Source organism: Streptomyces sp. KL109B (genome assembly GCF_030766935.1).
Lineage (GTDB): Bacteria > Actinomycetota > Actinomycetes > Streptomycetales > Streptomycetaceae > Streptomyces.
The window spans coordinates 359,622-381,804 of record NZ_JASERL010000001.1 but is presented as its reverse complement, the minus strand read 5'-3'; the positions used below and the strand labels follow the sequence as shown (position 1 = coordinate 381,804).

The window sequence follows — 22,183 nt, the reverse complement described above, 5'->3', positions numbered from 1 at the left end:
GCAACTTGTGGGGGTGGCCGGTGGGCCAATCCCGCCGTCGGACAGGCCGGTCGGGCCGGTCGGGCCGGTCACGGGTGCATGTGTGCTCCCTTGAGGACCTTGTCCACCGCGTTCCGCGGGCCGTGCACCGCGAGGCCCACCAGGTCCAGTTCGGCGGTGGCGACGGCGCGTACGGCCGCCCTGTTGTCGGTGTCGTTGCCGGTGGCGAACAGGTCGGACGTGAAGACGGCGCGGGGCAGCGCGCGGCGCAGGGCGCGTTCGTGGGCGGTCTTCAGGAGGGCCTTGTCGCCCTCGAAGACCAGCACGGGCTGGCGGAACATCGGCAGGTACGGGGTGCCGTCGGCGTCCTCGTACGGTTCGCCGATCACCTCGGGCGACTGCGTTCCGAGGCCGCTGACCAGGAACGACGTGACGTTGAGGCGCTGCCATGTCTCCAGGTCCTCGCGGAGCAGGACGGCGATCTTGGTGTCGAAGCGGGTGGGCGCGGGGGCGGGGGCAGGGGTCTCGGTGCTCATGGAGTGAGACTGCCGGTCGGGGCGGCGGCCGGTCTTGTACGTTTTTTGCATGGTGGGCGGCAGCTCTGCGAGCGAGGAGATCAGTGCGTGGCGGCCCCGCGTACCGGGCGTCGCCGAGGTCTTCCACGCCCACTTCACGCGGCACGCCTACCCGATGCACGTGCACGACACCTGGACGCTGCTGATCGTCGACGAGGGCGCGGTCCGCTACGACCTGGAGCGGCACGAGCACGGCACCCCGCTGGGCACCGTCTCGCTGCTGCCGCCGCAGGTTCCGCACAACGGGCAGTCCGCGACGCCGGACGGCTTCCGCAAGCGGGTGCTGTACCTGGACGCGGCGGGGGACGACGGTCCGCTGGACGCGTCCTTCATCGGGGCCGCCGTGGACGGTCCCGACCTGGTGGATCCGCTGCTGCGACGGCGCATCGGGCAGTTGCACGCCGCGCTGGCGCGGCCCGGCGACGAGCTGGAGGCCGCCGCGCGTCTCACCTTCGTCGGGGAACGGCTCCGTGAACGGTTGCGGCCGGGGCTCGCCGAGGTCCGTAGGCCCTTGCCGGACGGGCGGGTCGCGGCGGCGTTGCGGGAGTTGCTCGACGCGCGGGTGGTCGACGGGGTCGACCTGAAGGAGGCGGCGGGGCTGCTGCACGCGCATCCGGCGCATCTGGTGCGGTCGTTCGGGGCGGCGTACGGGATCGCTCCGCATCAGTACCTGATGGCGCGGCGGGTGGATCGGGCGCGGGGGTTGTTGCTCGGTGGGCAGGCCCCCGCGGGGGTGGCGGGGGCCTGTGGGTTCTATGACCAGGCGCATTTGACGCGGTGCTTCAAGCGGGTGGTCGGGGTGACGCCCGGGAGGTTCGCGCGGGGTGGGTGTGGTTGAGGTCGCGGGGCTCTGCCCCGGACCCCGCCGGCTCTCGTACGAAAGGCGGGGCTTGATTGGGTCACCCGGAAGGTCGGTGCAGCAGGGTCGCGCTCAGGAGGGCCGTTGCCGTCAGCAGGGTGCCGGCCGCCAGCAGGCTCCAGCGCATTCCGGGCAGGGAGAACGTGCCCTCGCCGCCGGCTGCGAGGAGGGTGCCGAAGACGGCGACCGCGAGCGCGCCGCCGGTCTGGCGCAGGGCGTTGAGGAGGCCGGAGGCGGTGCCGACGCGCGGGCCGGGGACGGCGTCCATCAGCATCGCCGTGACCGCGGGGATCGCGAACGCGCCGCCGAGGCCGGTCGGGACGAGGAGGAGCAGGAGCAGCCAGGTCGGCGTGTGCGCGGTCAGCGGCAGCAGCGCGAACATCGCGAGGGCCAGGACGAGTTGGCCGGTGACGACGACCGCGCGGCGGCCGAAGCGTTCGGCCGTGCGGGGCGAGATCAGGTTCATGCCGGTGATCAGTACGGCCAGCGGTACGAAGACCAGGCCCGCCGAGGTCGCCGACATGCCGCGCAGCTGCTGGAGGTAGAGGCCGAGCAGGAACACCACACCGTAGAAGCCGACGTTGATGGCGAAGCCGACCGCGAGGGACACCGAGACCGTGCGGTCGCGCAGCATGCTCAGCGGGACCATGGGGGCGCGGTGGCGCTTCTCCGTGACGTAGAAGGTGATCGCGGAGACCACCGACACGGCCAGTGCCGCCAGGCCCGCGGCGCCGCCCTCGATGACGGCGAAGGTGAGGCCCGCGAGCGTGAGGACCGCGGTGATCTGGCCGGGAACGTCGAGGGGCGCGGGGCGGCGCGGGGACGGGGCGACCTTGGTGAGCAGGGCGAGGATGGCCGCGCCGACGGGCAGGTTGAGGAAGAACACCGCGCGCCAGCCGACGTGTTCGGTCAGTACGCCGCCGAGCACCGGGCCCGCCGCCATCGCCACCGAGCCGCCGACCGTCCACAGGGCGATCGCCCGCGCCCGCCGCCGCGCGTCGTCGTACGCCTCCCGGATCAGCGCCAGCGAGGCGGGCATGAGCACCGCCGCCGCCCCGCCCTGGACGACGCGGGCCGCGATCAGCGCGCCGAGGCCGGGGGCGAGGGCGCAGGCAAGGGAGGCGAGGGTGAACAGGGCGGTGCCGAGTACGTAGGCGCGGCGGGCGCCGGTGCGGTCGGAGAGCGCTCCGGCCGACAGCATCAGACCGGCGAACATCAGCGTGTACGCGTCCGCCACCCACTGCAGTCCGGTCATGCCGCTGTGCAGGTCGGCGCGGATGCCGGGCAGCGCGATGTTCACGGCCGACACGTCGATGGTGATCACGGCGAAGCCGAGCAGCGCGGCGAGGAGGGCGGCGGTGCCGGCGGGGCGGCCGGGTGTCTGTACCGGTGCTTCGAGTACGGGTCGTGTTACGGGTTGCGTACGGGCTCTGCTGGCGGTGGTGGTGGGCACGCTGTCCTCCTGGGGCGCGGTGTTCGAGGTGCGGGCGGGCGGCAGGGGCGGGGCCGCGGCCCTGTGACACGCACTCCCTGGGCCCGGGTCCCTGCTCCGTACGAGAAGGGCCCTTGCTCACCTGCCGGCCACCCGCAGCGAGAACCACTCTGTGGCCGCGCCGCGAAAGGTGGCAGGCCGCTCGCCACCGGGGCGCCGCGTTCCTGGTCCTGACACGGCCCCCCACCGCACTCGACGAACGTGGACAATGCACGTATGGCTGAGACCACGGAACTGGGCCGCTATCTGCGCGCCCGCAGGGGGCAAGTGACACCGGCCGACGCGGGCCTGCCCGCGGGCACGGGCCTGCGGCGCACGCCGGGTCTGCGCCGCGAGGAGCTGGCGACCCTCGCCGGGGTCAGCGTCGACTACTACACCCGCCTGGAGCGGGGCCGCGAGACCAACCCCTCCCCCGCCGTGATCGATGCCATCGCGCACGCGCTGCGGCTGCGCGGCGACGCCCACGAGCGGCTGCACGACCTCGCCGAGATGGCCTCCGGCCGGCACACCGAGCCACGGCCCACCACCGACGACACGGTGCGGGACTCGGTGCTGCGGATGCTGGAGGCGCTGCGACCGCTGCCCGCGTACGTGGTCAGCCGGTTCAACTACGTGCTCGCGGCGAACCCGGCGGGGCGGCGGCTGCTGCCCGGCCTGTGGGACCTGCCGGCCGAGCAGCGCAACATCACCCGCTACCTCTTCCTGCATCCGATCGGCCGGGAGCTGTACGTGCCGTGGGAGGAGACCGTGTCCGCGTCGGTCGCCCACCTGCGGGCGATCGGCGGGACGGACGCGGACGATCCGCGGATGGCGGCGCTGGTCGGCGAACTCCTGCTGAAGTCGCCCGACTTCGCGCGGATCTGGGACCGGTACGAGGTTCATGAGCGCAGCGGTGGCACGAAGTCGTTCGACCATCCGAAGGTGGGCGGGATGACGCTCACGTTCGAGGTGATGCAGTTGGCGCGGACGGGTGGGCAGCGCATGGTCGTGTACCAGGCCCCCGCCGGTTCGCCCGACGAACAAGCGGTCCTGAACCTGGACCCCGCCGCGTCCTGAACCGTGGTCGACGCCTCGGGGCTCCGCCCCGGACCCCGCGCCTCAATCGCCGGCGAGGCTTGCTTTTGCGCACCCGCCGCCGGAGGAGCTGGATTTGCGTACCCGCCGCCGGAGGGGCTGGATTTGCGCACCCGCCCCCGGAGGAGCTGGATTTGCGCACCCGCCCCCGGCGAGACTTGATTTACGCACCCGCCCCCCCGGAGGGGCTCGATTTGCGCACCCGCCCCCGGCGAGGCCTGATTTACGCACCCGCCGCCGGCAGAGCCTGTCTTGCGCGCCGGGTCGCTGTTCAAGCTCTCGGTGGCGGGTGACCGCATTCAAGCCCCTGCGGCGATTGAGCAGCGGGGTCCGGGGCGGAGCCCCGAGGCCGTAACCACGGTTCAGGCGCGCTCCAGGATGGCGGTGACGCCCTGGCCGCCTGCCGCGCAGATGGAGATCAGGCCGCGGCCCGAACCACCCCGTTCGGCGAGCAACTTGGCCAGCGTCGCGACGATGCGCGCCCCCGTCGCCGCGAACGGATGCCCGGTCGCGAGGGACGACCCCGCCACGTTCAACCGCCCCCGGTCGACCGGCGCGAGCCCCGCCTTCTCCCACGCGGCGAGCGTCGCGAGCACCTGCGAGGCGAACGCCTCATGCACCTCGACCAGGTCGAAGTCCTCGACCCCGAGCCCGGCCCGCTCCAACATCCGCGGTACGGCATACGCGGGCGCCATCAGCAACCCGTCCCCACCGTCCCCACCCTTGACGTCACCGTCGACGAAGTCCACCGCCGCCGTCTCGTACGCGGTCAGATACGCCAACGGCTCCAACCCGCGCGCCTTCGCCCACTCCTCGCTCGCGAGCAGCACCACCGCCGCCCCGTCCGTCAGCGGCGTCGAATTGCCCGCCGTCATCGTCGGGTTGGGGCCGTCCACCCCGAACACCGGCTTCAGCGTGCCGAGTTTCTCGACCGTCGAGCCGGGGCGCAGGTTCTGGTCGCGCTCAAGTCCCCGGTAGGGGACGACGAGTTCGTCCAGGAGTCCGCGTTCGTACGCCGCCGCGAGGCGCTGGTGGCTGGTCGCGGCCAGCTCGTCCTGGGCCTCGCGGGTGATGCCCCACGCGCGGGCCGTGACCGCGGCGTGCTCGCCCATGGACAGATGGGTGCGCGGCTCCGCGTTGCGCGGGATGTCGGGGACCAGGTGCCCCGGCCTGATCCGGGCCAGCGCCTTCAGGCGGGCACCCGCGGACTTGGCGCGGCGCGCCGCCAACAGGATTTTGCGCAGCTCGTCGTTGACGCCGAGCGGCGCGTCGCTCGCCGTGTCGGAGCCGCCCGCGATCGCGCTCTCCGTCTGCCCGAGCGCGATCTTGTTGGCGGCGGCGATCACGGCCTGCAGGCCGGTGCCGCAGGCCTGCTGGATGTCGTACGCGGGCGTGCGCGCGTCCAGCATCGAACCGAGCACGGTCTCGCGCGCGAGGTTGAAGTCACGGCTGTGCTTGAGCACCGCGCCCGCCACGAACTCGCCGACGGCGCCCGGCTCGTGGAGCTTGTACCGGCCGACGAGGCCGTCGAGCGCGGCGGTCAGCATGTCCTGGTTGGACGCGGTCGCGTACGGGCCGTCGGAGCGCGCGAACGGGATGCGGCCGCCCGCGACGACGGCGACGCGCCTCGGGGCGTTTCCTATGACGGGGGCGGCAGGGCCCTTCGGGGTTCGCGCCATCTTCGGCAGCTCCTGAGCTCTCGACAAGTCCTGACCATTGAGTAACCTTACTCCGTAGTAAATTTACGACCGAGCTGGGAGCTGGACAATGGCCGACCGCTATCTGAACTTCACGGGCACGGCCCCCGGCCGCTTCCTGACGCGCCGCCTCGGCCTGCCGCAGCCCGCGCCCCTGCTCCGCCACAGCCCCGAACACCCGCACCTGCACGGGCAGTTGCTGCACCTGACGGCGGGCGAGCCCGCGCACCGCGAGGAGCTCGCGAAGCTGCTGGCCGGCACCGGCCTCGACGTCACGTCCAGCGCCGAGCGGCCCGTCGCCGCCGTCGTCGACGCCACCGCCGTCACCGGCCTCGACTCCCTCGCCGAGGTGCACGCGGCGCTGCACCCGGTCGTCCGGTCGCTTGCGACGGGCGGGCGCGTGGTGGTGCTGGGCGCCCCGCCCTCGCCCGATGACCACCACCAGGCCGCGGTCCAGCAGGGCCTCGAAGGGTTCGTGCGCTCCCTCGGCAAGGAGATCGGGCGCGGCCGCACCGTGAACCTGGTGCGCGTCGCGGGCCCGGTGGCCGCCGCCGAGTCGACGCTGCGCTTCCTGCTCTCGCCCAAGTCGGCGTACGTGAGCGGGCAGGTGATCCAAGTAGGCGGTACGGAGGGCGAGTTGGGCGCACCCGCCGACTGGGACCGGCCGCTCGCCGGGCGCACCGCCCTCGTCACCGGCGCGGCCCGCGGCATCGGCGAGGCCGTCGCCGAGACCCTCGTACGGGACGGGGCCGAGGTCGTCCTGCTCGACGTACCGTCCGCCGAGGCCGACCTGGCGAGGGTCGCCGGGCGGCTCGGCGGGCGGGCGCTGCCGCTCGACATCACGGCGGACGACGCGGGTGCGCGGATCGCCGACTTCACCGCCGACTCCGGGCTCGACGTCCTCGTCCACAACGCGGGCATCACGCGGGACCGGCGCCTCGCCAACATGCCCGCCGAACGCTGGAGTTCGGTGCTCGACGTCAACCTCGCGAGCGTGCTGCGGACCACGGACGCGCTGCTCGCGGCGGGAGCCGTGCGGCGCGGCGGGGCGATCGTCGCGACGGCCTCCATCGCGGGGATCGCGGGGAACACCGGGCAGACCAACTACGCGGCGAGCAAGGCGGGGATCGTCGGGCTCGTGCGCTCGCTCGCGCCGCGGGCCGCGGCGGAGCACGGGGTGACGGTGAACGCGGTGGCGCCGGGCTTCATCGAGACCAAGATGACGGCGGCCGTACCGCTGTTCATCCGGGAGGCCGGGCGGCGCATGAACTCCCTTGGGCAGGGCGGGCTTCCGGTGGACGTGGCGGAGACGACGTCCTGGTTCGCGTCCCCGGGGTCGGGGGCGGTGAACGGTCAGGTGGTCCGGGTGTGCGGCCAGTCGCTCCTCGGGGCGTAACCCCTCCGGGGTGACCGGGCCCCACCGTTTCGCCGGACCGCCGTTACGGCCTCGGGGCTCCGCCCCGGACCCCGCGCCTCAATCGCCGGCGAGGCTTGATTTTGCGCACCCGCCGCCGAGACTCCAAAAGATCGGGGCTCCGCCCCGGACCCCGCGCCTCAATCGCCGGCGAGGCTTGATTGTGGCCATCCGCAAGGAAAACGCACACCGCACGCCCCCTCCCCCGAGGACCCCTCATGACCCGCACCCGCACCATCACCCTCGACGCCGCGCCCTCCCTGCTCCCCCTCATGCTGCGCGGCGCCGCGCTCTCACCGCTCAAGCGGCCGCGCCCGGACGCCGTGCCGGGCGATGTGCGGCTCGCCGTGCCGGGGCTGCGGATTACGCAGGACCATCTCACGGCGTACGAGCGCGCCTGTGGGTTCGCGACCGGGCGGCCGGAGCTGCCGGTCACGTACCCGCACGTGCTGGGCTTTCCGCTCGCGATGCGGCTGATGTCGGAGCGCGCGTTCCCGCTGCCGCTGCTCGGGCTCGTGCACACGTCGATCGCGATCACGCAGCAGCGGGACCTGTCGCCCACGGAGATGTACGAACTGGACGTCCACGTCAAGGAGTTGCAGCCGCACCGCCGCGGCACCGAGGCCGTCGTCGTCACCGAGTTGTACGCGGGTGGCGACGCGCCGGTGTGGCAGTCGACCAGTACCTACCTGGCCCGGCACCGGACGAACGCGTCGGCGTCCGGGGCACCGGCCGCCGGCCAGGACCCCGCCGAACCGCTCCCCGAGCTCGCCCGCTGGCGGCTCGGCGACGACCTCGGACGCCGTTACGCCGCCGCGTCCGGCGACCGCAACCCCATCCACCTGCACCCGCTCACGGCCCGCCTCTTCGGCTTCCCGCGCGCCATCGCCCACGGCATGTGGACGGTGGCCCGCTGCCTCGCGGAGCACAAGGCGCACGGGCCCGTCCACGTACAGGCCCGCTTCAAGGCGCCGGTGCCGCTGCCGAGCGAGGTCGTGTACGCGGCCCGGGGCCCGGCCTTCGAGCTGCGTTCGGCGGACGGCTCCCGCACCCACCTCACGGCGGAGGTGCATCCGCTAGCGGGCTGACCAGCGTTCGCCGTCCATCAGGTTGCCGAGGCCCGACCACGCGAAGTTCATCATCGTCGTGGCGGCCTCCTTCGCGGACACGGACGCGTCACCGTTCGCCCAGCCGGCCAGCGCCTCCGCCGCGCCGACCAGCGCCTGGGCGAGGCCCGCGACCTCCCGCTCGGCCAGCTCCGGATTGTCGTGCGCCTCCCGGGCCGCCTCCGCGATGAGCCCCGTGACGAACGCCACGATCTCCTCGCGCATCGCGACGACCTCCGCCACGAACGGGTCACCGCCCGAGCGCGCCTGGCTGTGCAGCACCGCCCAGCCGTCGGGCCGCTCGGCGGTGTGCGCGAAGAAGGCGGTGAGGCCCTCCCAGAGCTGCCGGTCGGCGGTCACATCGGTGCGCACGCCCGCCCGGACGGCGTCGACAAGCGCCGCCGCCTCCCGCCGGATGCAGGCGCTGAACAGGTCTTCCTTCGAGTTCAGGTAGAGATACACCAGCGGCTTGGACACGCCCGCCAGCTCGGCGATCTCGTCCATCGACGCGGCGCGATAGCCCCGTTTCCCGAACACCCGCACCGCGGCGTCCAGCATCTGCCGCTCCCGCTCGGCCCGCGGCATCCTCTTCTGCCGCACCGCCCCGGACCGCTCGTCGCCGCCCACCCCAGCCGCCTTTCCTCCGCACGTTCTGCACGGTTCACCCTACGCAGCCCAGCGCGGCGACCTGTTCGCGAGCGGTCGCGTAGGAGTGGGCGGCGCGCGGGCGCCAGTCGGCGAGGTGCGGCACGAGCCCGGCCAGGGTCATGCCGGCCTGTACGAAGTGCAGGTCGTCCGGCGCCACCCCGAGGCGGCCGAACCAGGCGCGCAGCGCCGGGGTCTGGAAGTCCCTGCCGTCCGCCGGGTCGCCGCCGCGCGCCCCGGCCACGACGACCCGGGTGCCGCGCAGCAGCCGTGCTCCGGTGCCCGGGGCCTCGAAGGCGCCGGGGAATGCCACCCGGTCCATCCACGCCTTCAGGTGTGCGGAGACGGAGTAGTTGTAGAGCGGGGCGCCGATGACCACGGTGTCGGCGGCCAGCAGTTCGTCGACGTACGGCCTGGTCACCTCCCACACCCGCGCCTCCTCCTCGTCGGCGACGAGCGCGGCGACGCCACCCTCCGGCAGCCCGCCGCCGCGCTCCACGCGCCGCCCGAACGCGCAGTACGCCCCATCGATCAACGGCACGGGTTCGGCGACAAGGTCCCGATACACGTATCCGTGTCCGTATCCGTATCCCTGCTCCCCTTCGAGGGACGCCTTGCGCCACTCCCGCGCGAAGAGCGCGCTCAGTTCCCGCGTCACCGACTCCCCGGAGTCGTTCGCGCCCGCGTCCAGATGCAGCAGCGTGCCCATGCCCGCCACCCGCCTTCCTCTGCCAGAGGTGTTCCACCCATTCCGCACTCCGACGAACCCCCCGCCCCAAAGGTGACCAACCCCCGGGGCTCCGCCCCGGACCCCGCGCCTCAAACGCCGGCGGGGCTGGAAAGACCGGGTCCCACCCCCGGCAGTCGCCCCCACCCGCCTTGGGCAATCTGCCGCCAAGGGCGGCAGGGTGGGCAAGGCGGCCCCCGGTGCGGCGTGCGCAGGGCCTCGGGCGCCGGACCCGGCACGGCACGGAAACCCCGGCGCGGCGCGCACGGGAGCATCGGCACCGACCCCGGCACCCGCAACGCACAACGCACGAGGTCCCGCCCCAGGGAGCAGGGGCGGGACCTCGTGCGGTGCGGGACGAGCCGGGGGACGTCAGGCGGCGGCCGTCACGGCCACTTCCTGCGGCTCGTCCACCGGGGAGGACGTCGCGTTGTTGTAGGCGTCACGGTCGAGGATCTTCTCGCGGGCCGAGACGATCACCGGGACCAAGGCCTGACCGGCGACATTCGTAGCCGTACGCATCATGTCCAGGATCGGGTCGATCGCGAGGAGCAGGCCGACACCCTCCATCGGCAGGCCGAGCGTCGACAGGGTCAGCGTCAGCATGACGGTCGCACCCGTCAGACCGGCCGTCGCGGCGGAACCGATCACCGAGACGAACGCGATGAGCAGGTAGTCACCGACGTGCAGGTCGATGCCGAAGATCTGCGCGACGAAGATCGCGGCGATCGCCGGGTAGATCGAGGCGCAACCGTCCATCTTGGTCGTCGAACCGAACGGCACCGAGAACGACGCGTACTCCTTCGGAACGCCGAGCCGCTCCGTGACCCGCTGCGTCAGCGGCATCGTGCCGACCGAGGAACGCGAGACGAAGGCCAGCTGGATCGCGGGCCAGGCGCCCTTGAAGAACTGCAGCGGGCTCAGCTTGCCGACCGTCGCGAGCAGCAGCGGGTAGACGCCGAAGAGGACCAGGGCGCACCCGACGTAGATGTCGGCGGTGAACGTCGCGTACTTGCTGATCAGGTTCCAGCCGTACGAGGCGATCGCGTTGCCGATGAGGCCGATGGTGCCGATCGGGGCGAGCTTGATGACCCACCACAGGGCCTTCTGGAGCAGTTCGAGGACCGACTCGGAGAGCGTGAGGATCGGCTGCGCCTTCTCGCCGACCTTCAGGATGGCGATACCGGCGACGACGGCCATGAAGACGATCTGCAGCACCTGCAGATCGGTGAACGGCGTGATGATGTCCGTCGGGATGATGCCGGTGAGGAAGTCGATCCAGGAACCGGCCTCTTCCGGCTTCGCGCCGTCCTTCGGGGTCAGGCCCGTGCCGGCGCCCGGGTTGGTGAGCAGCCCGATGGCGAGGCCGATGACGACCGCGATCAGCGACGTGATCATGAACCAGATCAGCGTACGGGTCGCGAGCCTGGCGGCGTTGTTGACCTTACGAAGGTTGGTGATGGACACCAGGATCGCGAAGAAGACGAGCGGGGCGACGGCCAGCTTCAGCAGCTGGATGAAGGTGTCGCCGACCTTCTGCAGCGTGGTGACGAGCCAGGATATGTCCTGGCTGCGGGCCAGCCAGCCGAGCAGCACACCCAGGACGAGACCGCCCAGGATCTGCGCCCAGAACGGAATCTTGGGTATGCGGAAGCCGGACTTCTGTTCGGCTGCGGGGGTGTTCGCGGACACGGAGGCACTCCAGTGATGACGCGCGGGGACAAGACGGGGCGTACGGGAGCGGCGACCGCGAGATCTCCGGGAACGGGAACGGGATCCGGGTGGCGGCGCCGCTGCATCGGGTGGTCGCGTCAGGCGCGACAGGCCGCGGACATGCAGCGGCAGAGATCGACATGCAGGCGCCCCACGAGCGGAACGCTCATGACCTTCTGGTGCGCTGCGGATGTCTTCATGTCAGGAACGTTAACACTGCAACTTTGAGTACATCAAAGGGCTTCTTTGGGGAAGGAGCGAAGTACGTATCCCCCTTAACCCCCATTTACCTTGAAAACACAGGCGACCCCGGCACCTGTTCGGTGCCGGGGTCGCCTGGTGGTGTGAGGTAACTTACGCGCCTTACGCGCCTTGCGTGTGCGCGCGGGAGCGGGCGGCGTCGTCCGCCTCGTCCTCCATGGAGCGGTTGGCCGCCATGTTCGCCTTGGCGCGGTCCACGCGCGCGACGACCTTCTTGGAGGCGCGGTCGCGCTCGCCGCGCAGCACGACGTAGCTGATGGGTGCGGAGATCACGAGGCCGAGCAGCGCGATCCACAGCCAGTAGGAGCCGCCGATGCCCGCGGGCACGATGCCGACGGCGACGAGGCCCCAGACGACGAGGAAGCAGCCGACGAAGATCCCGAGCCGCATCAGCGTGTAGCGGAGCATGTCAACCCACTCTTCCGTTCCGAAATAGTGCCTAGCCGCCCTTACAGGACGAGCGCCCCTCCAGTGAAGCACGGGAAGGGGCGCTCGATTCCAGCGGGGGCTCGCGGCGTCGGACCGACGCCGGCCCGGCCTCAGATCAGCCAGCGGTTGTTGCGGACGACGGGCAGCTGGGCCCAGAACGCGCCGAGGCCGTAGTAGCGGCCCGCGCCGGTCGCCGCGGCGATCAGCAGCACGAGGGCGATCATCCAGTGGTCGTCCATGAACGGGTTGGTGCCGGGCCACAGTGTGACGAGCCACATGAAGGCCATCATGAGCGTGCCCGCGCCGGCCGCGATCCGCATGCCGACGCCGAGGATCATGGCGAGGCCGACGCCGAGCAGGCCCAGCATGAAGACCAAGTCGAGCCACCAGGCCCCGGCCACGGAGTCAAACATGTGGGCGAAGGGCCCGGTCGTGCCGTGCAGCAGGAAGCCCTCGGTGGGGCTGCCGCCGTTGAGCCAACTACCGTTGGAGGGCGTCGACTTGCCGAAACCGAAGGTCTTGTCCAGGAAGGCCCACAGGAAGTAGAAGCCGACGAGCACCCGGGCCGCGGCGAGGACGCCGCGGGCGGCGGGGGCGCGGACGACGACGTCGTCCTGGCTGCCGGCGCTGCGGCGCGGGGCGCCCGTCGCGCCGTGCCGGGCGGGCCTGTCCGATGCGTGGAGAGCCATGGCCGTTGCCTTCTTCCTGCCGCCGCACCGAGCGGTGCGGGCTTGCTCGTGAATACATTCACAAACTACGCCCGCGCTTACCTCGCCCCTACGGCCAAAGGTCCCGATTCCGGCATACGAACGTCACCAACAGCCCCCGGAAGTGGATGGTTAGGCTCCGCCCATGCCCCTGCACTTCACCCTCGACCCGGCGGTCGACCCCGCCCTGCGCGACGGACTGCTCGCCCTGTGGTCGGACGTCACGAACGCCGGCGGCGCGGTCGGCTTCGTCCCGCCGGTCACGCCCGACGACATACGCCCCGAACTGGTCAAGCGCCTCGCCGACCTCGCCGAGGGCCGCACCCGCCTCCTGGTGGGCCACGACGAACACGGCCGGGTCGCCGCGTCCGCCTTCCTCACGTACAACCAACACCGCCTGATGAAGCACCACTTGTGGCTCTACACAGTGATGGTCCACCCCGGCCACCAGGGCAAGGGCTACGGCCGCGCCCTGATGTCGGCCGCCGCGGACGCGGCCCGCACCTTCGACGGCATCGAGGCCATCCGCCTCACCTGCCGCGGCGGCACGGGCGCGGACACCTTCTACGCGGCATGCGGCTACAAGGAAGTCGGCCGCGTCCCCGCCGCCATCCGCGTCGCCCCCGGCGACGACAGGGACGACGTCCACATGCTGCTACCGCTCGACTAGAGCCCGGTTCTAGAGCCCCGCCGTCGGACGAGAGGCAGCGGGGCCCAGGGCAGAGCCCCGCGACCGTCACACCCTCATGGGCTGCGGCTCGTCCCGGCGACCCGCGTCAGCGCCCTCGTACTCCCGAATAATCTCGTACCGCGTATTCCGCTCCACCGGCTGGAACCCCGCGTCACGAATCAGGTCGAGCAGATCCTCACGGGTCAGCTTGTTCGGCGTCCCGTAGTTGTCCGCGTCATGCGTGATCTTGTACTCGACGACCGAACCGTCCATGTCGTCCGCCCCGTGCTGCAACGCGAGCTGCGTCGTCTGCAGCCCGTGCATCACCCAGAAGCACTTCACGTGCGGCACGTTGTCGAACAGCAGCCGGGACACGGCGAAGGTCTTCAGCGCCTCGGCGCCCGTGGCCATCGTCGTCCGCGCCTGCAGCTTGTTGCGGACCTTGCCGTCCTGCATGTCGACGAAGTCGTGCTGGTAGCGCAGCGGGATGAAGACCTGGAACCCGCCGGTCTCGTCCTGCAGTTCGCGCAGCCGCAGCACGTGGTCGACCCGGTGCCGGGGCTCCTCGATGTGCCCGTACAGCATCGTGCTGGGCGTCTTGAGGCCCTTCTCGTGCGCGAGCCGGTGGATCCGCGACCAGTCCTCCCAGTGGGTGTCGTGGTCGACGATGTGCTGCCGGATCTCCCAGTCGAAGATCTCGGCGCCGCCACCGGTGAGCGACTCCAGACCCGCCTCGATCAGCTCGTCGAGGATCTCGCTCGCGCCCATCCCGGAGATCTTCTCGAAGTGGTGGATCTCGGTGGCCGTGAAGGCCTTGAGCCCGACGTCCGGCAGCGCCTCCTTGAGGGCCTTGAGCGAACGCGGGTAGTAGCGCCACGGAAGGTTCGGGTGCAGGCCGTTGACGATGTGGAGTTCCGTCAGGTTCTCCGACTCCATCGCCTTGGCGAGCTTGACGGCCTCCTCGATGCGCATCGTGTAGGCGTCCTTCTCGCCGGGCTTGCGCTGGAAGGAGCAGTACGCGCACGACGCGGTGCACACGTTCGTCATGTTGAGGTGACGGTTCACGTTGAAGTGGACGACGTCGCCGTTCTTCCGCGTACGCACCTCATGGGCGAGGCCGCCGAGCCAGGCCAGGTCGTCCGACTCGTAGAGCGCGATGCCGTCCTCGCGGGACAGCCGCTCACCGTCCCTGACCTTCTGCTCCAGCTCGCGCTTGAGCCCTGCGTCCATTAGCCCGTACCTCTCCTCGCTCAAAGACCGGGTCCAACCGTACGCCGTCACACTTCCTCGGGAAGTTCCCCCACCCGGTTCTCCCACTTCGTGGAGAGGATGATGGTGGTACGCGTGCGGGACACGCCCTTCGTGCCGCTGAGGCGCCGGATCGTCCGCTCCAGGCTGTCCACGTCGCCCGCGCGGACCTTGAGCATGTACGAGTCGTCGCCCGCGATGAACCAGCAGTCCTCGATCTCGTGCAGATCGCGCAGGCGCTGCGCCACGTCCTCGTGGTCCGCCGCGTCGGAGAGGGAGATGCCGATGAGGGCGGTGACACCGAGGCCGAGCGAGGCGGAGTCGACGGTCGCGCGGTAGCCGGTGATCACGCCCGCCGCTTCGAGGCGGTTGATGCGGTCCGTGACACTGGGGCCGGAGAGGCCGACGAGCCGGCCCAACTCCGCGTACGAGGCGCGGCCGTTCTCGCGCAGGGCCTGGATGAGCTGCCTGTCCACGGCGTCCATAAGGTCCAATGCCTTTCATTGTTCAGCGTTGACGCGAGCTTACGCGTAGAATCCAAGGCGCACTAGGGTTTTACCCCACGAAAACTAAAGCTCAAATCTCAAGCTCAACAGCGAACCCCAGGAGAGTGTCAGCGTGTTCACGATCGAGATGGCCTACGCCCGCATGCGCGAGATGCAGGCCGCGGCCAATCGTTCGCACGGCAAGCAGCCCGCCGCCACCGAGCGCCCCGCGCGCGGGCGGCACGCGGCCCCCCGCAAGAAGCGCTAGGACCCTTACTCACGCTACTCACGCTCGCGGGAGCCGCCCCCCAGCTCCCCCTCCCACCGGCGGTACAGCGTGTGCGGCACCCCCGCCGCGTCGAGCGCCCGCCCCGCGACGAAGTCCACCAGGTCCTGGATGTGCGTCGCCCCCGCGTAGAAGGCCGGCGAGGCGGGCAGCACCACGGCGCCCGCCTCGTCGAGCGTCACCAGGTGCTTGAGCGTCTGCCCGTTCAGAGGCGTCTCCCGTACGGTGACGATCAGCGGCCGCCGCTCCTTGAGCGTCACACTCGCCACGCGCTGCAGCAGATCCTTCGAGAGCCCGAGCGCGACACCGGCCACGCACGCCGTGGAGGCGGGCACGACGATCATTCCCTTAACCGGGTACGAGCCGGAGGAGGGGCCCGCGGCGAGATCACCGGCGGGCCAGTACCGCACGTCGCTCAGGTCGATCCCTCCGCCGAACGTGTCGGGCTTGCCGTCGGCGCCGCGCGCGAGCCACGCCTCCAGATCCTCGCGCCAATGGGCGTCCCGGAAGCCGATCCCCGTCTCGTCGAGGAGCGTGAGCCGCGAGGCCCGCGAGACGACCAGGTCGACGGCCTCGCCGGCCGCGAGGAGCGCGCGCAGCACGGAAGCGGCGTACGGGGTCCCCGACGCGCCGGACACCCCGACGACCCAGGGCCTGCGCTTGCGTGCTGCTTCGACGTGCTCCACACCACGAGCCTATCCGGCCCCCTGGCAGGGGAACTTGAGCAGGGGGCGGGTGCGTTGTATTCGTGACGGGCGGGGGGCCGAGATGACTTACGGCGGATCGATCGAAGCGGCACGGCGCGGGGCGACGCGCGGGCGGGCACTGACGGCGGCGAAGGTGACGCTCGCGCTGGTGGCCCTGCTCTGGCTCCTCGAAGTGGTCGACACGGCGACGGGCCACACCCTGGACACCTTCGGCATCCAACCCCGGGACCCCTCCGAACTGGTCGACGTCATCCCGGCGTCCTTCATCCACTTCGGCTTCGGCCACGTGGCGGCGAACACGATCCCGCTCCTGGTCCTCGGCTTCTTCGCGGCCCTCGGCGGCCTGCGCCGCTTCCTGCTCGCGTGCGCGCTGATCGTGGTGGCGGACGGCCTGGGGGTGTGGCTCGTGGCCCCCTCCCACACGAACACGGCGGGCGCATCGGGCCTGATATTCGGCCTGTTCGCTTTCGTCGTACTCAGCGGCTTCGTGGAACGCCGCCCGCTCGGCATCGTCATGGGCGTGCTGATAGCCGCGTACTGGGGCACGTCATTCCTGGCAGGCCTGTCCCCGACGAATGACGGGGTGAGCTGGCAGGGCCACCTGATCGGATTGCTGGCCGGAGTGGCGGCGGCGTTCGTGTTCCGTCGGCCTCAGGCCCGGTCCCACCCCTGAGCGGGGGCCGCCGGGTCGACGGGGAACTGCCCCGTGGCGATGACCAGCTTCCCGAGCGGCGACTCGAGGGTGACGTCCGTTCCGTAAGGGATGGTGTCCCGGCCCCGGTCGTCCAGATCGTCGAGGAGTTCGGGATCGCCTGGGCCACCGCCCACAAGGTGAACGCCAACCTGAAGAAGGCCCGCGCCGAAGCCGAAGACTGAGTACGCACCTGAGTACGCCCGCCCATACGAAATGCCGCGCCGGGCGCGACCGTAACGCCATGAAGCCCCGATACCTGTTGGTGTGCGGCGCCGCCGTGGTCGCCGCGTTCGTTCTGGTCTTCGCGCTTGAGGTCCCCGCAGAGACGGTGCTGGTCACCGGCGGCGGAGCGGTGTGCCTGCTGTGGCTCGTCCTGCTGCTCACCGTGCCCTGGAACCTCTACTTCCGGGCCCGAGCCGTGGTGCACGAAGCCGGGGTCAGCCGGGAGAAGGGCCTCGCCGTGCCCGCCGACCGCGACGCGGAGGCCGCGCGGATCGCGACGGTCATGCTGCGCCTGGCCCTCGGGGCCCACCTGGTCACGGGCGCCGTAACGGTCCTCGCCGCCTGGGCCACGGGCCGCAAGGCAGGCTACTGGCTGGCCGGCTTCTACCTGCTCAGCACGGTCTTCCGCCCGGCGGGCGGCTACTTCGGCGCGCTGCGCCGCCGCCTCGTGACCCTGCACAGCGAGGTCCGCTTCCCACGCGACGACGTGGGCGAACTCAAGACGGCCGTGACGGCTCTACGCAAAGGGCTCACGGTCACGGAGGAAAAGTCCGAGGAAACGTACCGCGCCCTGGCCGAACTCCGCCGGTCCGTGGACGCGGTCGGCCTCTCCACCCACCAACGCGCGGACCACGTGGAGCAACGCTTCGAAGCCCTCACCCGCGAATTCGACTCCACCCTGAACCGCCTGACGGACAACCAGGAGATCATCACCGGCCTGAAGGCCTTCCTGCGCATGCTGCGCGCGGAGGGCGGGGGCGAGCGGTTGGCGTGAGGGGCGGACTGTGACGCCGAACTACGAAATCCCCGAAGTTTCCCGTCACAGTCCCCCAGGATTGGGTCTGATGTGACAGCAGTGCACGCAGGGGCGCGAATGGGAACCCACCCCACCGTTGCGAAGCGACGGACCCGCCCCAAGCCCCACCACCCCACGGGGCACTGGCAGAACCGCTCAGACCGTCAGCCCCCGCACCAGCAGGTCAAGCAGCGCGCACACGAACAGCGCGATCCCGATGAAGCCGTTGACCTGGAAGAACGCTCGGTTCAGGCGGGAGAGGTCGTGGGGCTTCACGATGGAGTGCTCGTAGAGGAAGGCGCCCGCGACGATGACGAGGCCGACCCAGAAGAACGTGCCGGCGTCGGTGGCCAGGGCGTACCAGACGAACAGGGCCGTCGTGACGAAGTGGCAGGCGCGGGCGCCCCAGATCGCGCCGGGGATGCCGAAGCGGGCCGGGACCGACTTCACGCCGACCTCGCGGTCCGTCTCCACGTCCTGACAGGCGTAGATCAGGTCGAAGCCGCCGATCCAGATGCCGACCGCGAGGCCGAGGATGACGGCCGTCCAGGACCACTCGCCGGTGATCGCGATCCACGCGCCGATCGGGCCGATGGCCTGCGCGAGGCCGAGGATCGCCTGCGGGAAGTTCGTGAACCGCTTGCCGTACGGATAGACCACCATCGGGATCACCGCGAGGGGCGCGAGGGCCAGGCAGAGCGGGTTCAGGAGCGCGGCCGAGGCGAGGAAGACGACCAGGGCGATCAGCGCGCCGGTCCACGCCGACTTCACCGACACCGCGCCCGTGACCAGTTCGCGGTGCGCGGTGCGCGGGTTACGGGCGTCGATCTCCCGGTCGATGATCCGGTTCGCCGCCATCGCGAACGTACGCAGCCCGACCATGCAGATCGTGACCAGGAGCAGACGGCCCCAGTGGATGTTCTTGTCCCACTCGAACATCGCCGTCAGCGCGGCGATGTACGCGAAGGGCAGCGCGAAGACCGAGTGCTCGATCATGACCAGGCGAAGGAACGCCTTGGTCCGTCCCGGCTGCTGCGGGATTGCTGCTGAGGCGCTGGTCACTAGAGTCCGTACTCCTTCCAACGGCGGTCCACCAGGGCCGCCGTACGGGGGTCGGAGACGACCATCTCGGGCCAGCCTCCGTCCCGCGTGTAGCCCTCCTCGGGCCACTTCTTCGTCGCGTCGATGCCCGCCTTGCCGCCCCAGAACTGCTGGTACGAGGCGTGGTCGAGGTGGTCGACCGGGCCCTCGGTGACCATCAGGTCGCGGGCGTAGTCCGTGTTGCCGAGGGCCCGCCAAGAGACTTCATGAAGGTCGTGCACGTCGCAATCGGAGTCGACGACCACGATCAGCTTCGTCAGCGACATCATGTGCGCGCCCCAGATCGCGGACATGACCTTCTGGGCGTGCTTCGGGTACTTCTTGTCGATCGAGACGATCGCGCAGTTGTGGAAGCCGCCGGACTCGGGGAGGTGGTAGTCCACGATGTCCGGGACGATCACCTTGAGGAGGGGCAGGAAGAAGCGTTCCGTGGCCCTTCCCAGTGGGCCGTCCTCCGTCGGGGGGCGGCCGACGACGATCGACTGGAGCAGTGGGCGCTTCCGCATCGTCACGCAGTCGATCTTCAGCGCGGGGAAGGGTTCCTGCGGCGTGTAGAAGCCGGTGTGGTCGCCGAAGGGGCCCTCGGGCAGCATCTCGCCCGGCTCCAGCCAGCCCTCGATGACGACCTCGGCGTTGGCCGGGACCTGGAGCGGCACCGTCTTGCAGTCGACCATCTCGACGCGCTTGCCCTGGATGAACCCGGCGAGCATGTACTCGTCCATGTCGCCGGGCAGCGGCGCCGACGAGGCGTATGTGACGGCGGGCGGGCAGCCGAAGGCGATCGCGACCGGCAGCTTCTCGCCCTTGCGGGCGGCCACCTGGTAGTGGTTCCGGCTGTCCTTGTGGATCTGCCAGTGCATGCCGATGGTGCGCTTGTCGTGGCGCTGGAGGCGGTAGAGACCGAGGTTGCGGACGCCCGTCTCCGGGTCCTTGGTGTGCGTCAGGCCGAGGTTGAAGAAGGAGCCGCCGTCCTCGGGCCAGGTGAACAGCGCCGGGAGCTGGTCGAGGTCGACGTCCTCGCCCTCCAGGACCACCTCCTGCACGGGGGCGGCCTCCGACTTCACCTTCTTCGGCGGTACGTGGGTCATCGCGCCGAGCTTGCCGAACGCCTCGCGGATGCCGACGAACCCGTGCGGCAGCTCCGGCTTCAGCAGGCCGCCGATCTTGTCGCTGATGTCGTTGTACGACTTGAGTCCGAGGGCCTTCAACAGCCGCCGGTCGGTGCCGAACACGTTCATCGCGAGGGGCATCGACGCGCCCTTCACGTTCTCGAAGAGGAGGGCGGGACCGCCGGCCTTGTTCACCCGGTCGACGATCTCACCGACCTCCAGGTACGGGTCGACCTCGGCCTTGATGCGCTTGAGGTCTCCCTCGCGCTCCAGAGCCCTGAGCAGGGAGCGAAGATCGTCGTAAGCCATGCGTTCCAGTATCCGGCACCCGTTACGCTGGCCCGGTCACCGGGGGGCCCGGTGGGCCCCGTTCCGCTCCTTGGGGGATCGCGACACCATGCTGCGCTACTTGCCGTTCCTGCTGGTCCTGGCGCTCTGGATCTACGCGTTCATCGACTGCCTGAACACCCCGGAGAAAGAGGTGCGCAAGCTGCCCAAGGTGGTCTGGGTCATCCTCATCCTGCTGTTCGGCGAGGTCCTGCTGGGCCCGATCGCCTGGCTGGTGGTGGGCAGGCCGCGGCGCGCCCCCGCGGCGGGCGGCGGCGCCCGCACCCGGTTCGTCGCACCCGACGACAACCCCGAGTTCCTGCGGTCCCTGGGCGACGACGACAAGGACAACGACAAGAAGCGCGACGACTGAGTTCCGGCGCGTACCTCACACTGGTTACGGAACATCCCCCTCCGCCTCGCGCGCCCGGACCAGTGAAGGCCCATGTCCAGCCCCAGACCCCAGCACCCCCATGAGCCCGCCCCCGACGTCGTCACCGGTCCCGAGAAGCTCATCGCCGTCGAGGAGCACGGCGCCGAACCCGTCCCGCGCGACAAGCGGCACGGCGGCCCGCGCCAATTGCTGTGGACGTGGGCCTCGCCGCAGGTCGGCTTCGCGACGCTGTTCATCGGCGTCCTCTCGGTCACCGCGTTCGGCCTGAGCTTCTGGCAGGCGGTCGCCGCCCTCGTCCTCGGCGCGGGGCTCGGCTCCCTCGCGCACGGCGTCCTGTCGACCGACGGGCCCCGGTTCGGCGTCCCGCAGATGGTGATCGGCCGGCTCTCCTTCGGGCACAAGGGCAACGCGGTGCCCTCGGCGGTCAACGCGCTCGTCGCCGGCATCGGCTGGTTCGCCGTCAACAGCGTCGGCGGCGCCTTCGCCCTCAACTCGCTCACCGGCCTGCCGCCGCTGCCGAGCCTGCTGATCCTCGTCGTCCTCGAGATCGTCATCGGGTACGTGGGTCATGACCTGGTGCACCGCTTCGAGCGGTACGCGTTCCCCGTGCTCTGCGTGATCTTCCTGATCGCCGGGGTGTGGATGTTCAAGGACGCCGACCTCGCGGGCTCCGGCGCGGGCGGCGGATTCGGCGGCTTCATGCTCGCGTTCTCCGCCTGCTTCGGCTTCACGGCGGGCTGGAACCCGTGCGCCTCCGACTACGCGCGCTACCTCCCGGCCGACACCCCGAACCGGGCCACCGCCTGGTACTCCGGCCTCGGCCTCTTCGTATCGATCGCGGTCGTCTCGGTGATCGGCGCGGCCTCCGGCACGCTCGCCGCGCCCGAAGGGGCCAGCCCCACCGACGCGTTCACCAGCCACCTGCCCGGCTGGCTCGGGAACCTCACGCTCGTCGCGATCATCCTCGGCGCGATGGCCGCCTCCACCCTGAACGTCTACTCGGCGGCCGTCTCCATCTCCTCCCTCTCCCTCCCCCTGCCTTCCTGGCTGGGCCGCGCCGCGCTCGTCGCGATCGTCGGCGCCATCGGCACGGCGGCCGGCTGGGCCTCGCTCGCCGACGCGGGCAAGGCGTTCGAGAACTTCCTGCTGGTCATCGCGTACTGGATCGCGCCCTGGCTCGGCGTCGTCCTGATGGAGCACTGGCTGCGCGCCCTGCCCGACGACGTACTCGCCGGGCGCCTCCAGGACCGTACGTTCACCAACCCGGCCGGCCTGATCGCCCTGCTCGTCGGCGTCGCGGTGTCCGTGCCGCTGTTCTCCAACCAGACGGTCTACGTCGGCTGGGTCCCCACCAACTGGCCCGGCGTCGGCGACCTGACCTGCCCGGTCGGCTTCGCGATCGGCGCGCTGCTGTATGTGGTGCTGCGCCGCCGCGACTCCCTCAACACCCTTGCGTAGAAAGGCTC

At 70.9% G+C, this 22,183-nt stretch carries 24 protein-coding genes; 10 read left to right on the top strand and 14 right to left on the bottom strand.

What is annotated here, in order from left to right; translation table 11 throughout:
- Positions 1-68: 68 nt before the first annotated feature.
- On the bottom strand, positions 69-566 hold the full coding sequence (locus RBJ65_RS01845; protein ID WP_372341361.1) for a DUF2000 family protein: 498 nt from the start codon (positions 564-566) through the stop codon (positions 69-71).
- Here RBJ65_RS01845 and RBJ65_RS01840 point away from each other — a divergent pair.
- The gene (locus RBJ65_RS01840) at positions 565-1,392 is read left to right on the top strand and encodes an AraC family transcriptional regulator (RefSeq protein WP_306321128.1); all 828 of its coding nucleotides are present in this window, start codon (positions 565-567) and stop codon (positions 1,390-1,392) included. The two genes, RBJ65_RS01845 and RBJ65_RS01840, sit on opposite strands and share 2 nt — an antisense overlap.
- A 61-nt stretch (positions 1,393-1,453) precedes the next feature.
- Here the strand turns inward: RBJ65_RS01840 and RBJ65_RS01835 are convergent, their stop codons facing one another.
- Positions 1,454-2,866 carry an MFS transporter gene (locus RBJ65_RS01835; protein ID WP_306321129.1) on the bottom strand — a complete coding sequence of 471 codons (1,413 nt, stop codon included), beginning with the start codon at positions 2,864-2,866 and terminating at the stop codon, positions 1,454-1,456.
- Between the two features lie 255 nt (positions 2,867-3,121).
- On the opposite strand from RBJ65_RS01835, the gene RBJ65_RS01830 reads away from it, so the two are divergent.
- The gene (locus RBJ65_RS01830; protein ID WP_306321130.1) at positions 3,122-3,961 is read left to right on the top strand and encodes a helix-turn-helix domain-containing protein; all 840 of its coding nucleotides are present in this window, start codon (positions 3,122-3,124) and stop codon (positions 3,959-3,961) included.
- A gap of 380 nt (positions 3,962-4,341) precedes the next feature.
- Here the strand turns inward: RBJ65_RS01830 and RBJ65_RS01825 are convergent, their stop codons facing one another.
- Positions 4,342-5,658: an acetyl-CoA C-acetyltransferase gene (locus tag RBJ65_RS01825; protein ID WP_306321131.1), complete on the bottom strand. Its 1,317-nt coding sequence runs from the start codon at positions 5,656-5,658 to the stop codon at positions 4,342-4,344.
- 88 nt (positions 5,659-5,746) lie between these two features.
- Between RBJ65_RS01825 and RBJ65_RS01820 the strand changes: the two genes are divergently transcribed.
- Both RBJ65_RS01820 and RBJ65_RS01815 read left to right on the top strand, forming a co-directional pair.
- Complete coding sequence (locus RBJ65_RS01820; RefSeq protein WP_306321132.1) at positions 5,747-7,072, top strand: 3-oxoacyl-ACP reductase; 1,326 nt, start codon at positions 5,747-5,749, stop codon at positions 7,070-7,072.
- Positions 7,073-7,308: 236 nt separating this feature from the next.
- Positions 7,309-8,178, top strand: coding sequence for a MaoC/PaaZ C-terminal domain-containing protein (locus RBJ65_RS01815; protein ID WP_306321133.1), 870 nt, complete (start codon positions 7,309-7,311; stop codon positions 8,176-8,178).
- On the opposite strand, the gene RBJ65_RS01810 is transcribed toward RBJ65_RS01815, so the two are convergent.
- The 5 genes from RBJ65_RS01810 to RBJ65_RS01790 form a co-directional block, all read right to left on the bottom strand.
- On the bottom strand, positions 8,167-8,781 hold the full coding sequence (locus RBJ65_RS01810) for a TetR/AcrR family transcriptional regulator (protein ID WP_306321230.1): 615 nt from the start codon (positions 8,779-8,781) through the stop codon (positions 8,167-8,169). The two genes, RBJ65_RS01815 and RBJ65_RS01810, sit on opposite strands and share 12 nt — an antisense overlap.
- A gap of 76 nt (positions 8,782-8,857) precedes the next feature.
- Positions 8,858-9,550, bottom strand: coding sequence for an FMN-dependent NADH-azoreductase (locus RBJ65_RS01805; protein ID WP_306321134.1), 693 nt, complete (start codon positions 9,548-9,550; stop codon positions 8,858-8,860).
- A 390-nt stretch (positions 9,551-9,940) separates the two neighbouring features.
- Entirely contained in the window at positions 9,941-11,260 is a 1,320-nt protein-coding gene (locus tag RBJ65_RS01800; RefSeq protein WP_306321135.1) for a dicarboxylate/amino acid:cation symporter, read from the bottom strand.
- A gap of 384 nt (positions 11,261-11,644) precedes the next feature.
- Entirely contained in the window at positions 11,645-11,950 is a 306-nt protein-coding gene (locus tag RBJ65_RS01795; RefSeq protein ID WP_306321136.1) for a DUF4229 domain-containing protein, read from the bottom strand.
- A 131-nt stretch (positions 11,951-12,081) separates the two neighbouring features.
- The gene (locus RBJ65_RS01790) at positions 12,082-12,660 is read right to left on the bottom strand and encodes a DoxX family protein (protein ID WP_306321137.1); all 579 of its coding nucleotides are present in this window, start codon (positions 12,658-12,660) and stop codon (positions 12,082-12,084) included.
- 163 nt (positions 12,661-12,823) lie between these two features.
- Between RBJ65_RS01790 and RBJ65_RS01785 the strand changes: the two genes are divergently transcribed.
- Positions 12,824-13,348: a GNAT family N-acetyltransferase gene (locus RBJ65_RS01785; RefSeq protein WP_306321138.1), complete on the top strand. Its 525-nt coding sequence runs from the start codon at positions 12,824-12,826 to the stop codon at positions 13,346-13,348.
- Positions 13,349-13,414: 66 nt separating this feature from the next.
- Here the strand turns inward: RBJ65_RS01785 and mqnE are convergent, their stop codons facing one another.
- A complete protein-coding gene (gene mqnE / locus RBJ65_RS01780) occupies positions 13,415-14,578 on the bottom strand; it encodes an aminofutalosine synthase MqnE (RefSeq protein ID WP_306321139.1) in 1,164 nt (387 codons plus the stop codon).
- 47 nt (positions 14,579-14,625) lie between these two features.
- Positions 14,626-15,081 carry an Lrp/AsnC family transcriptional regulator gene (locus RBJ65_RS01775; RefSeq protein ID WP_306321140.1) on the bottom strand — a complete coding sequence of 152 codons (456 nt, stop codon included), beginning with the start codon at positions 15,079-15,081 and terminating at the stop codon, positions 14,626-14,628.
- A 133-nt stretch (positions 15,082-15,214) separates the two neighbouring features.
- Here RBJ65_RS01775 and RBJ65_RS01770 point away from each other — a divergent pair, with 133 nt between their 5' ends.
- A complete protein-coding gene (locus RBJ65_RS01770) occupies positions 15,215-15,349 on the top strand; it encodes a hypothetical protein (RefSeq protein ID WP_306321141.1) in 135 nt (44 codons plus the stop codon).
- 14 nt (positions 15,350-15,363) lie between these two features.
- Here RBJ65_RS01770 and RBJ65_RS01765 read toward each other — a convergent pair whose 3' ends face one another.
- Positions 15,364-16,053, bottom strand: a complete 690-nt coding sequence (locus RBJ65_RS01765) for a UbiX family flavin prenyltransferase (RefSeq protein ID WP_306321142.1) — start codon at positions 16,051-16,053, stop codon at positions 15,364-15,366.
- An 82-nt stretch (positions 16,054-16,135) separates the two neighbouring features.
- Here RBJ65_RS01765 and RBJ65_RS01760 point away from each other — a divergent pair, with 82 nt between their 5' ends.
- On the top strand, positions 16,136-16,747 hold the full coding sequence (locus tag RBJ65_RS01760) for a rhomboid family intramembrane serine protease (protein ID WP_306321143.1): 612 nt from the start codon (positions 16,136-16,138) through the stop codon (positions 16,745-16,747).
- On the opposite strand, the gene RBJ65_RS01755 is transcribed toward RBJ65_RS01760, so the two are convergent.
- Positions 16,726-16,902 carry a hypothetical protein gene (locus tag RBJ65_RS01755; protein ID WP_306321144.1) on the bottom strand — a complete coding sequence of 59 codons (177 nt, stop codon included), beginning with the start codon at positions 16,900-16,902 and terminating at the stop codon, positions 16,726-16,728. The two genes, RBJ65_RS01760 and RBJ65_RS01755, sit on opposite strands and share 22 nt — an antisense overlap.
- Positions 16,903-17,009: 107 nt before the next feature.
- Here RBJ65_RS01755 and RBJ65_RS01750 point away from each other — a divergent pair, with 107 nt between their 5' ends.
- Positions 17,010-17,765: a hypothetical protein gene (locus RBJ65_RS01750; RefSeq protein WP_306321145.1), complete on the top strand. Its 756-nt coding sequence runs from the start codon at positions 17,010-17,012 to the stop codon at positions 17,763-17,765.
- A 177-nt stretch (positions 17,766-17,942) separates the two neighbouring features.
- Here the strand turns inward: RBJ65_RS01750 and mqnP are convergent, their stop codons facing one another.
- Together mqnP and RBJ65_RS01740 are read right to left on the bottom strand one after the other, a co-directional pair.
- Complete coding sequence (gene mqnP, locus RBJ65_RS01745; protein ID WP_306321146.1) at positions 17,943-18,848, bottom strand: menaquinone biosynthesis prenyltransferase MqnP; 906 nt, start codon at positions 18,846-18,848, stop codon at positions 17,943-17,945.
- Entirely contained in the window at positions 18,848-20,305 is a 1,458-nt protein-coding gene (locus RBJ65_RS01740) for a menaquinone biosynthesis decarboxylase (protein ID WP_306321147.1), read from the bottom strand. Before RBJ65_RS01740 ends, mqnP begins: the two co-directional genes overlap by 1 nt.
- Before the next feature lie 88 nt (positions 20,306-20,393).
- Between RBJ65_RS01740 and RBJ65_RS01735 the strand changes: the two genes are divergently transcribed.
- Both RBJ65_RS01735 and RBJ65_RS01730 read left to right on the top strand, forming a co-directional pair.
- On the top strand, positions 20,394-20,696 hold the full coding sequence (locus RBJ65_RS01735) for a PLD nuclease N-terminal domain-containing protein (RefSeq protein ID WP_306321148.1): 303 nt from the start codon (positions 20,394-20,396) through the stop codon (positions 20,694-20,696).
- 72 nt (positions 20,697-20,768) lie between these two features.
- Positions 20,769-22,175 (top strand): cytosine permease, encoded by a 1,407-nt coding sequence (locus RBJ65_RS01730; protein WP_306321149.1) that lies wholly within the window; start codon positions 20,769-20,771, stop codon positions 22,173-22,175.
- Positions 22,176-22,183: the final 8 nt, after the last annotated feature.

What these genes read in the sequence shown, in the direction of transcription:
- RBJ65_RS01840 (WP_306321128.1), top strand. Translation starts at nt 565, where the DNA reads ATGGTGGGCGGCAGCTCTGCGAGCGAGGAGATCAGTGCGTGGCGGCCC.
- RBJ65_RS01845 (WP_372341361.1), bottom strand. Translation starts at nt 566, where the DNA reads ATGCAAAAAACGTACAAGACCGGCCGCCGCCCCGACCGGCAGTCTCAC.
- RBJ65_RS01830 (WP_306321130.1), top strand. Translation starts at nt 3,122, where the DNA reads ATGGCTGAGACCACGGAACTGGGCCGCTATCTGCGCGCCCGCAGGGGG.
- RBJ65_RS01825 (WP_306321131.1), bottom strand. Translation starts at nt 5,658, where the DNA reads ATGGCGCGAACCCCGAAGGGCCCTGCCGCCCCCGTCATAGGAAACGCC.
- RBJ65_RS01820 (WP_306321132.1), top strand. Translation starts at nt 5,747, where the DNA reads ATGGCCGACCGCTATCTGAACTTCACGGGCACGGCCCCCGGCCGCTTC.
- RBJ65_RS01815 (WP_306321133.1), top strand. Translation starts at nt 7,309, where the DNA reads ATGACCCGCACCCGCACCATCACCCTCGACGCCGCGCCCTCCCTGCTC.
- RBJ65_RS01810 (WP_306321230.1), bottom strand. Translation starts at nt 8,781, where the DNA reads ATGCCGCGGGCCGAGCGGGAGCGGCAGATGCTGGACGCCGCGGTGCGG.
- RBJ65_RS01805 (WP_306321134.1), bottom strand. Translation starts at nt 9,550, where the DNA reads ATGGGCACGCTGCTGCATCTGGACGCGGGCGCGAACGACTCCGGGGAG.
- RBJ65_RS01795 (WP_306321136.1), bottom strand. Translation starts at nt 11,950, where the DNA reads ATGCTCCGCTACACGCTGATGCGGCTCGGGATCTTCGTCGGCTGCTTC.
- RBJ65_RS01790 (WP_306321137.1), bottom strand. Translation starts at nt 12,660, where the DNA reads ATGGCTCTCCACGCATCGGACAGGCCCGCCCGGCACGGCGCGACGGGC.
- RBJ65_RS01785 (WP_306321138.1), top strand. Translation starts at nt 12,824, where the DNA reads ATGCCCCTGCACTTCACCCTCGACCCGGCGGTCGACCCCGCCCTGCGC.
- mqnE (WP_306321139.1), bottom strand. Translation starts at nt 14,578, where the DNA reads ATGGACGCAGGGCTCAAGCGCGAGCTGGAGCAGAAGGTCAGGGACGGT.
- RBJ65_RS01775 (WP_306321140.1), bottom strand. Translation starts at nt 15,081, where the DNA reads ATGGACGCCGTGGACAGGCAGCTCATCCAGGCCCTGCGCGAGAACGGC.
- RBJ65_RS01760 (WP_306321143.1), top strand. Translation starts at nt 16,136, where the DNA reads ATGACTTACGGCGGATCGATCGAAGCGGCACGGCGCGGGGCGACGCGC.
- RBJ65_RS01750 (WP_306321145.1), top strand. Translation starts at nt 17,010, where the DNA reads ATGAAGCCCCGATACCTGTTGGTGTGCGGCGCCGCCGTGGTCGCCGCG.
- RBJ65_RS01740 (WP_306321147.1), bottom strand. Translation starts at nt 20,305, where the DNA reads ATGGCTTACGACGATCTTCGCTCCCTGCTCAGGGCTCTGGAGCGCGAG.
- RBJ65_RS01735 (WP_306321148.1), top strand. Translation starts at nt 20,394, where the DNA reads ATGCTGCGCTACTTGCCGTTCCTGCTGGTCCTGGCGCTCTGGATCTAC.
- RBJ65_RS01730 (WP_306321149.1), top strand. Translation starts at nt 20,769, where the DNA reads ATGTCCAGCCCCAGACCCCAGCACCCCCATGAGCCCGCCCCCGACGTC.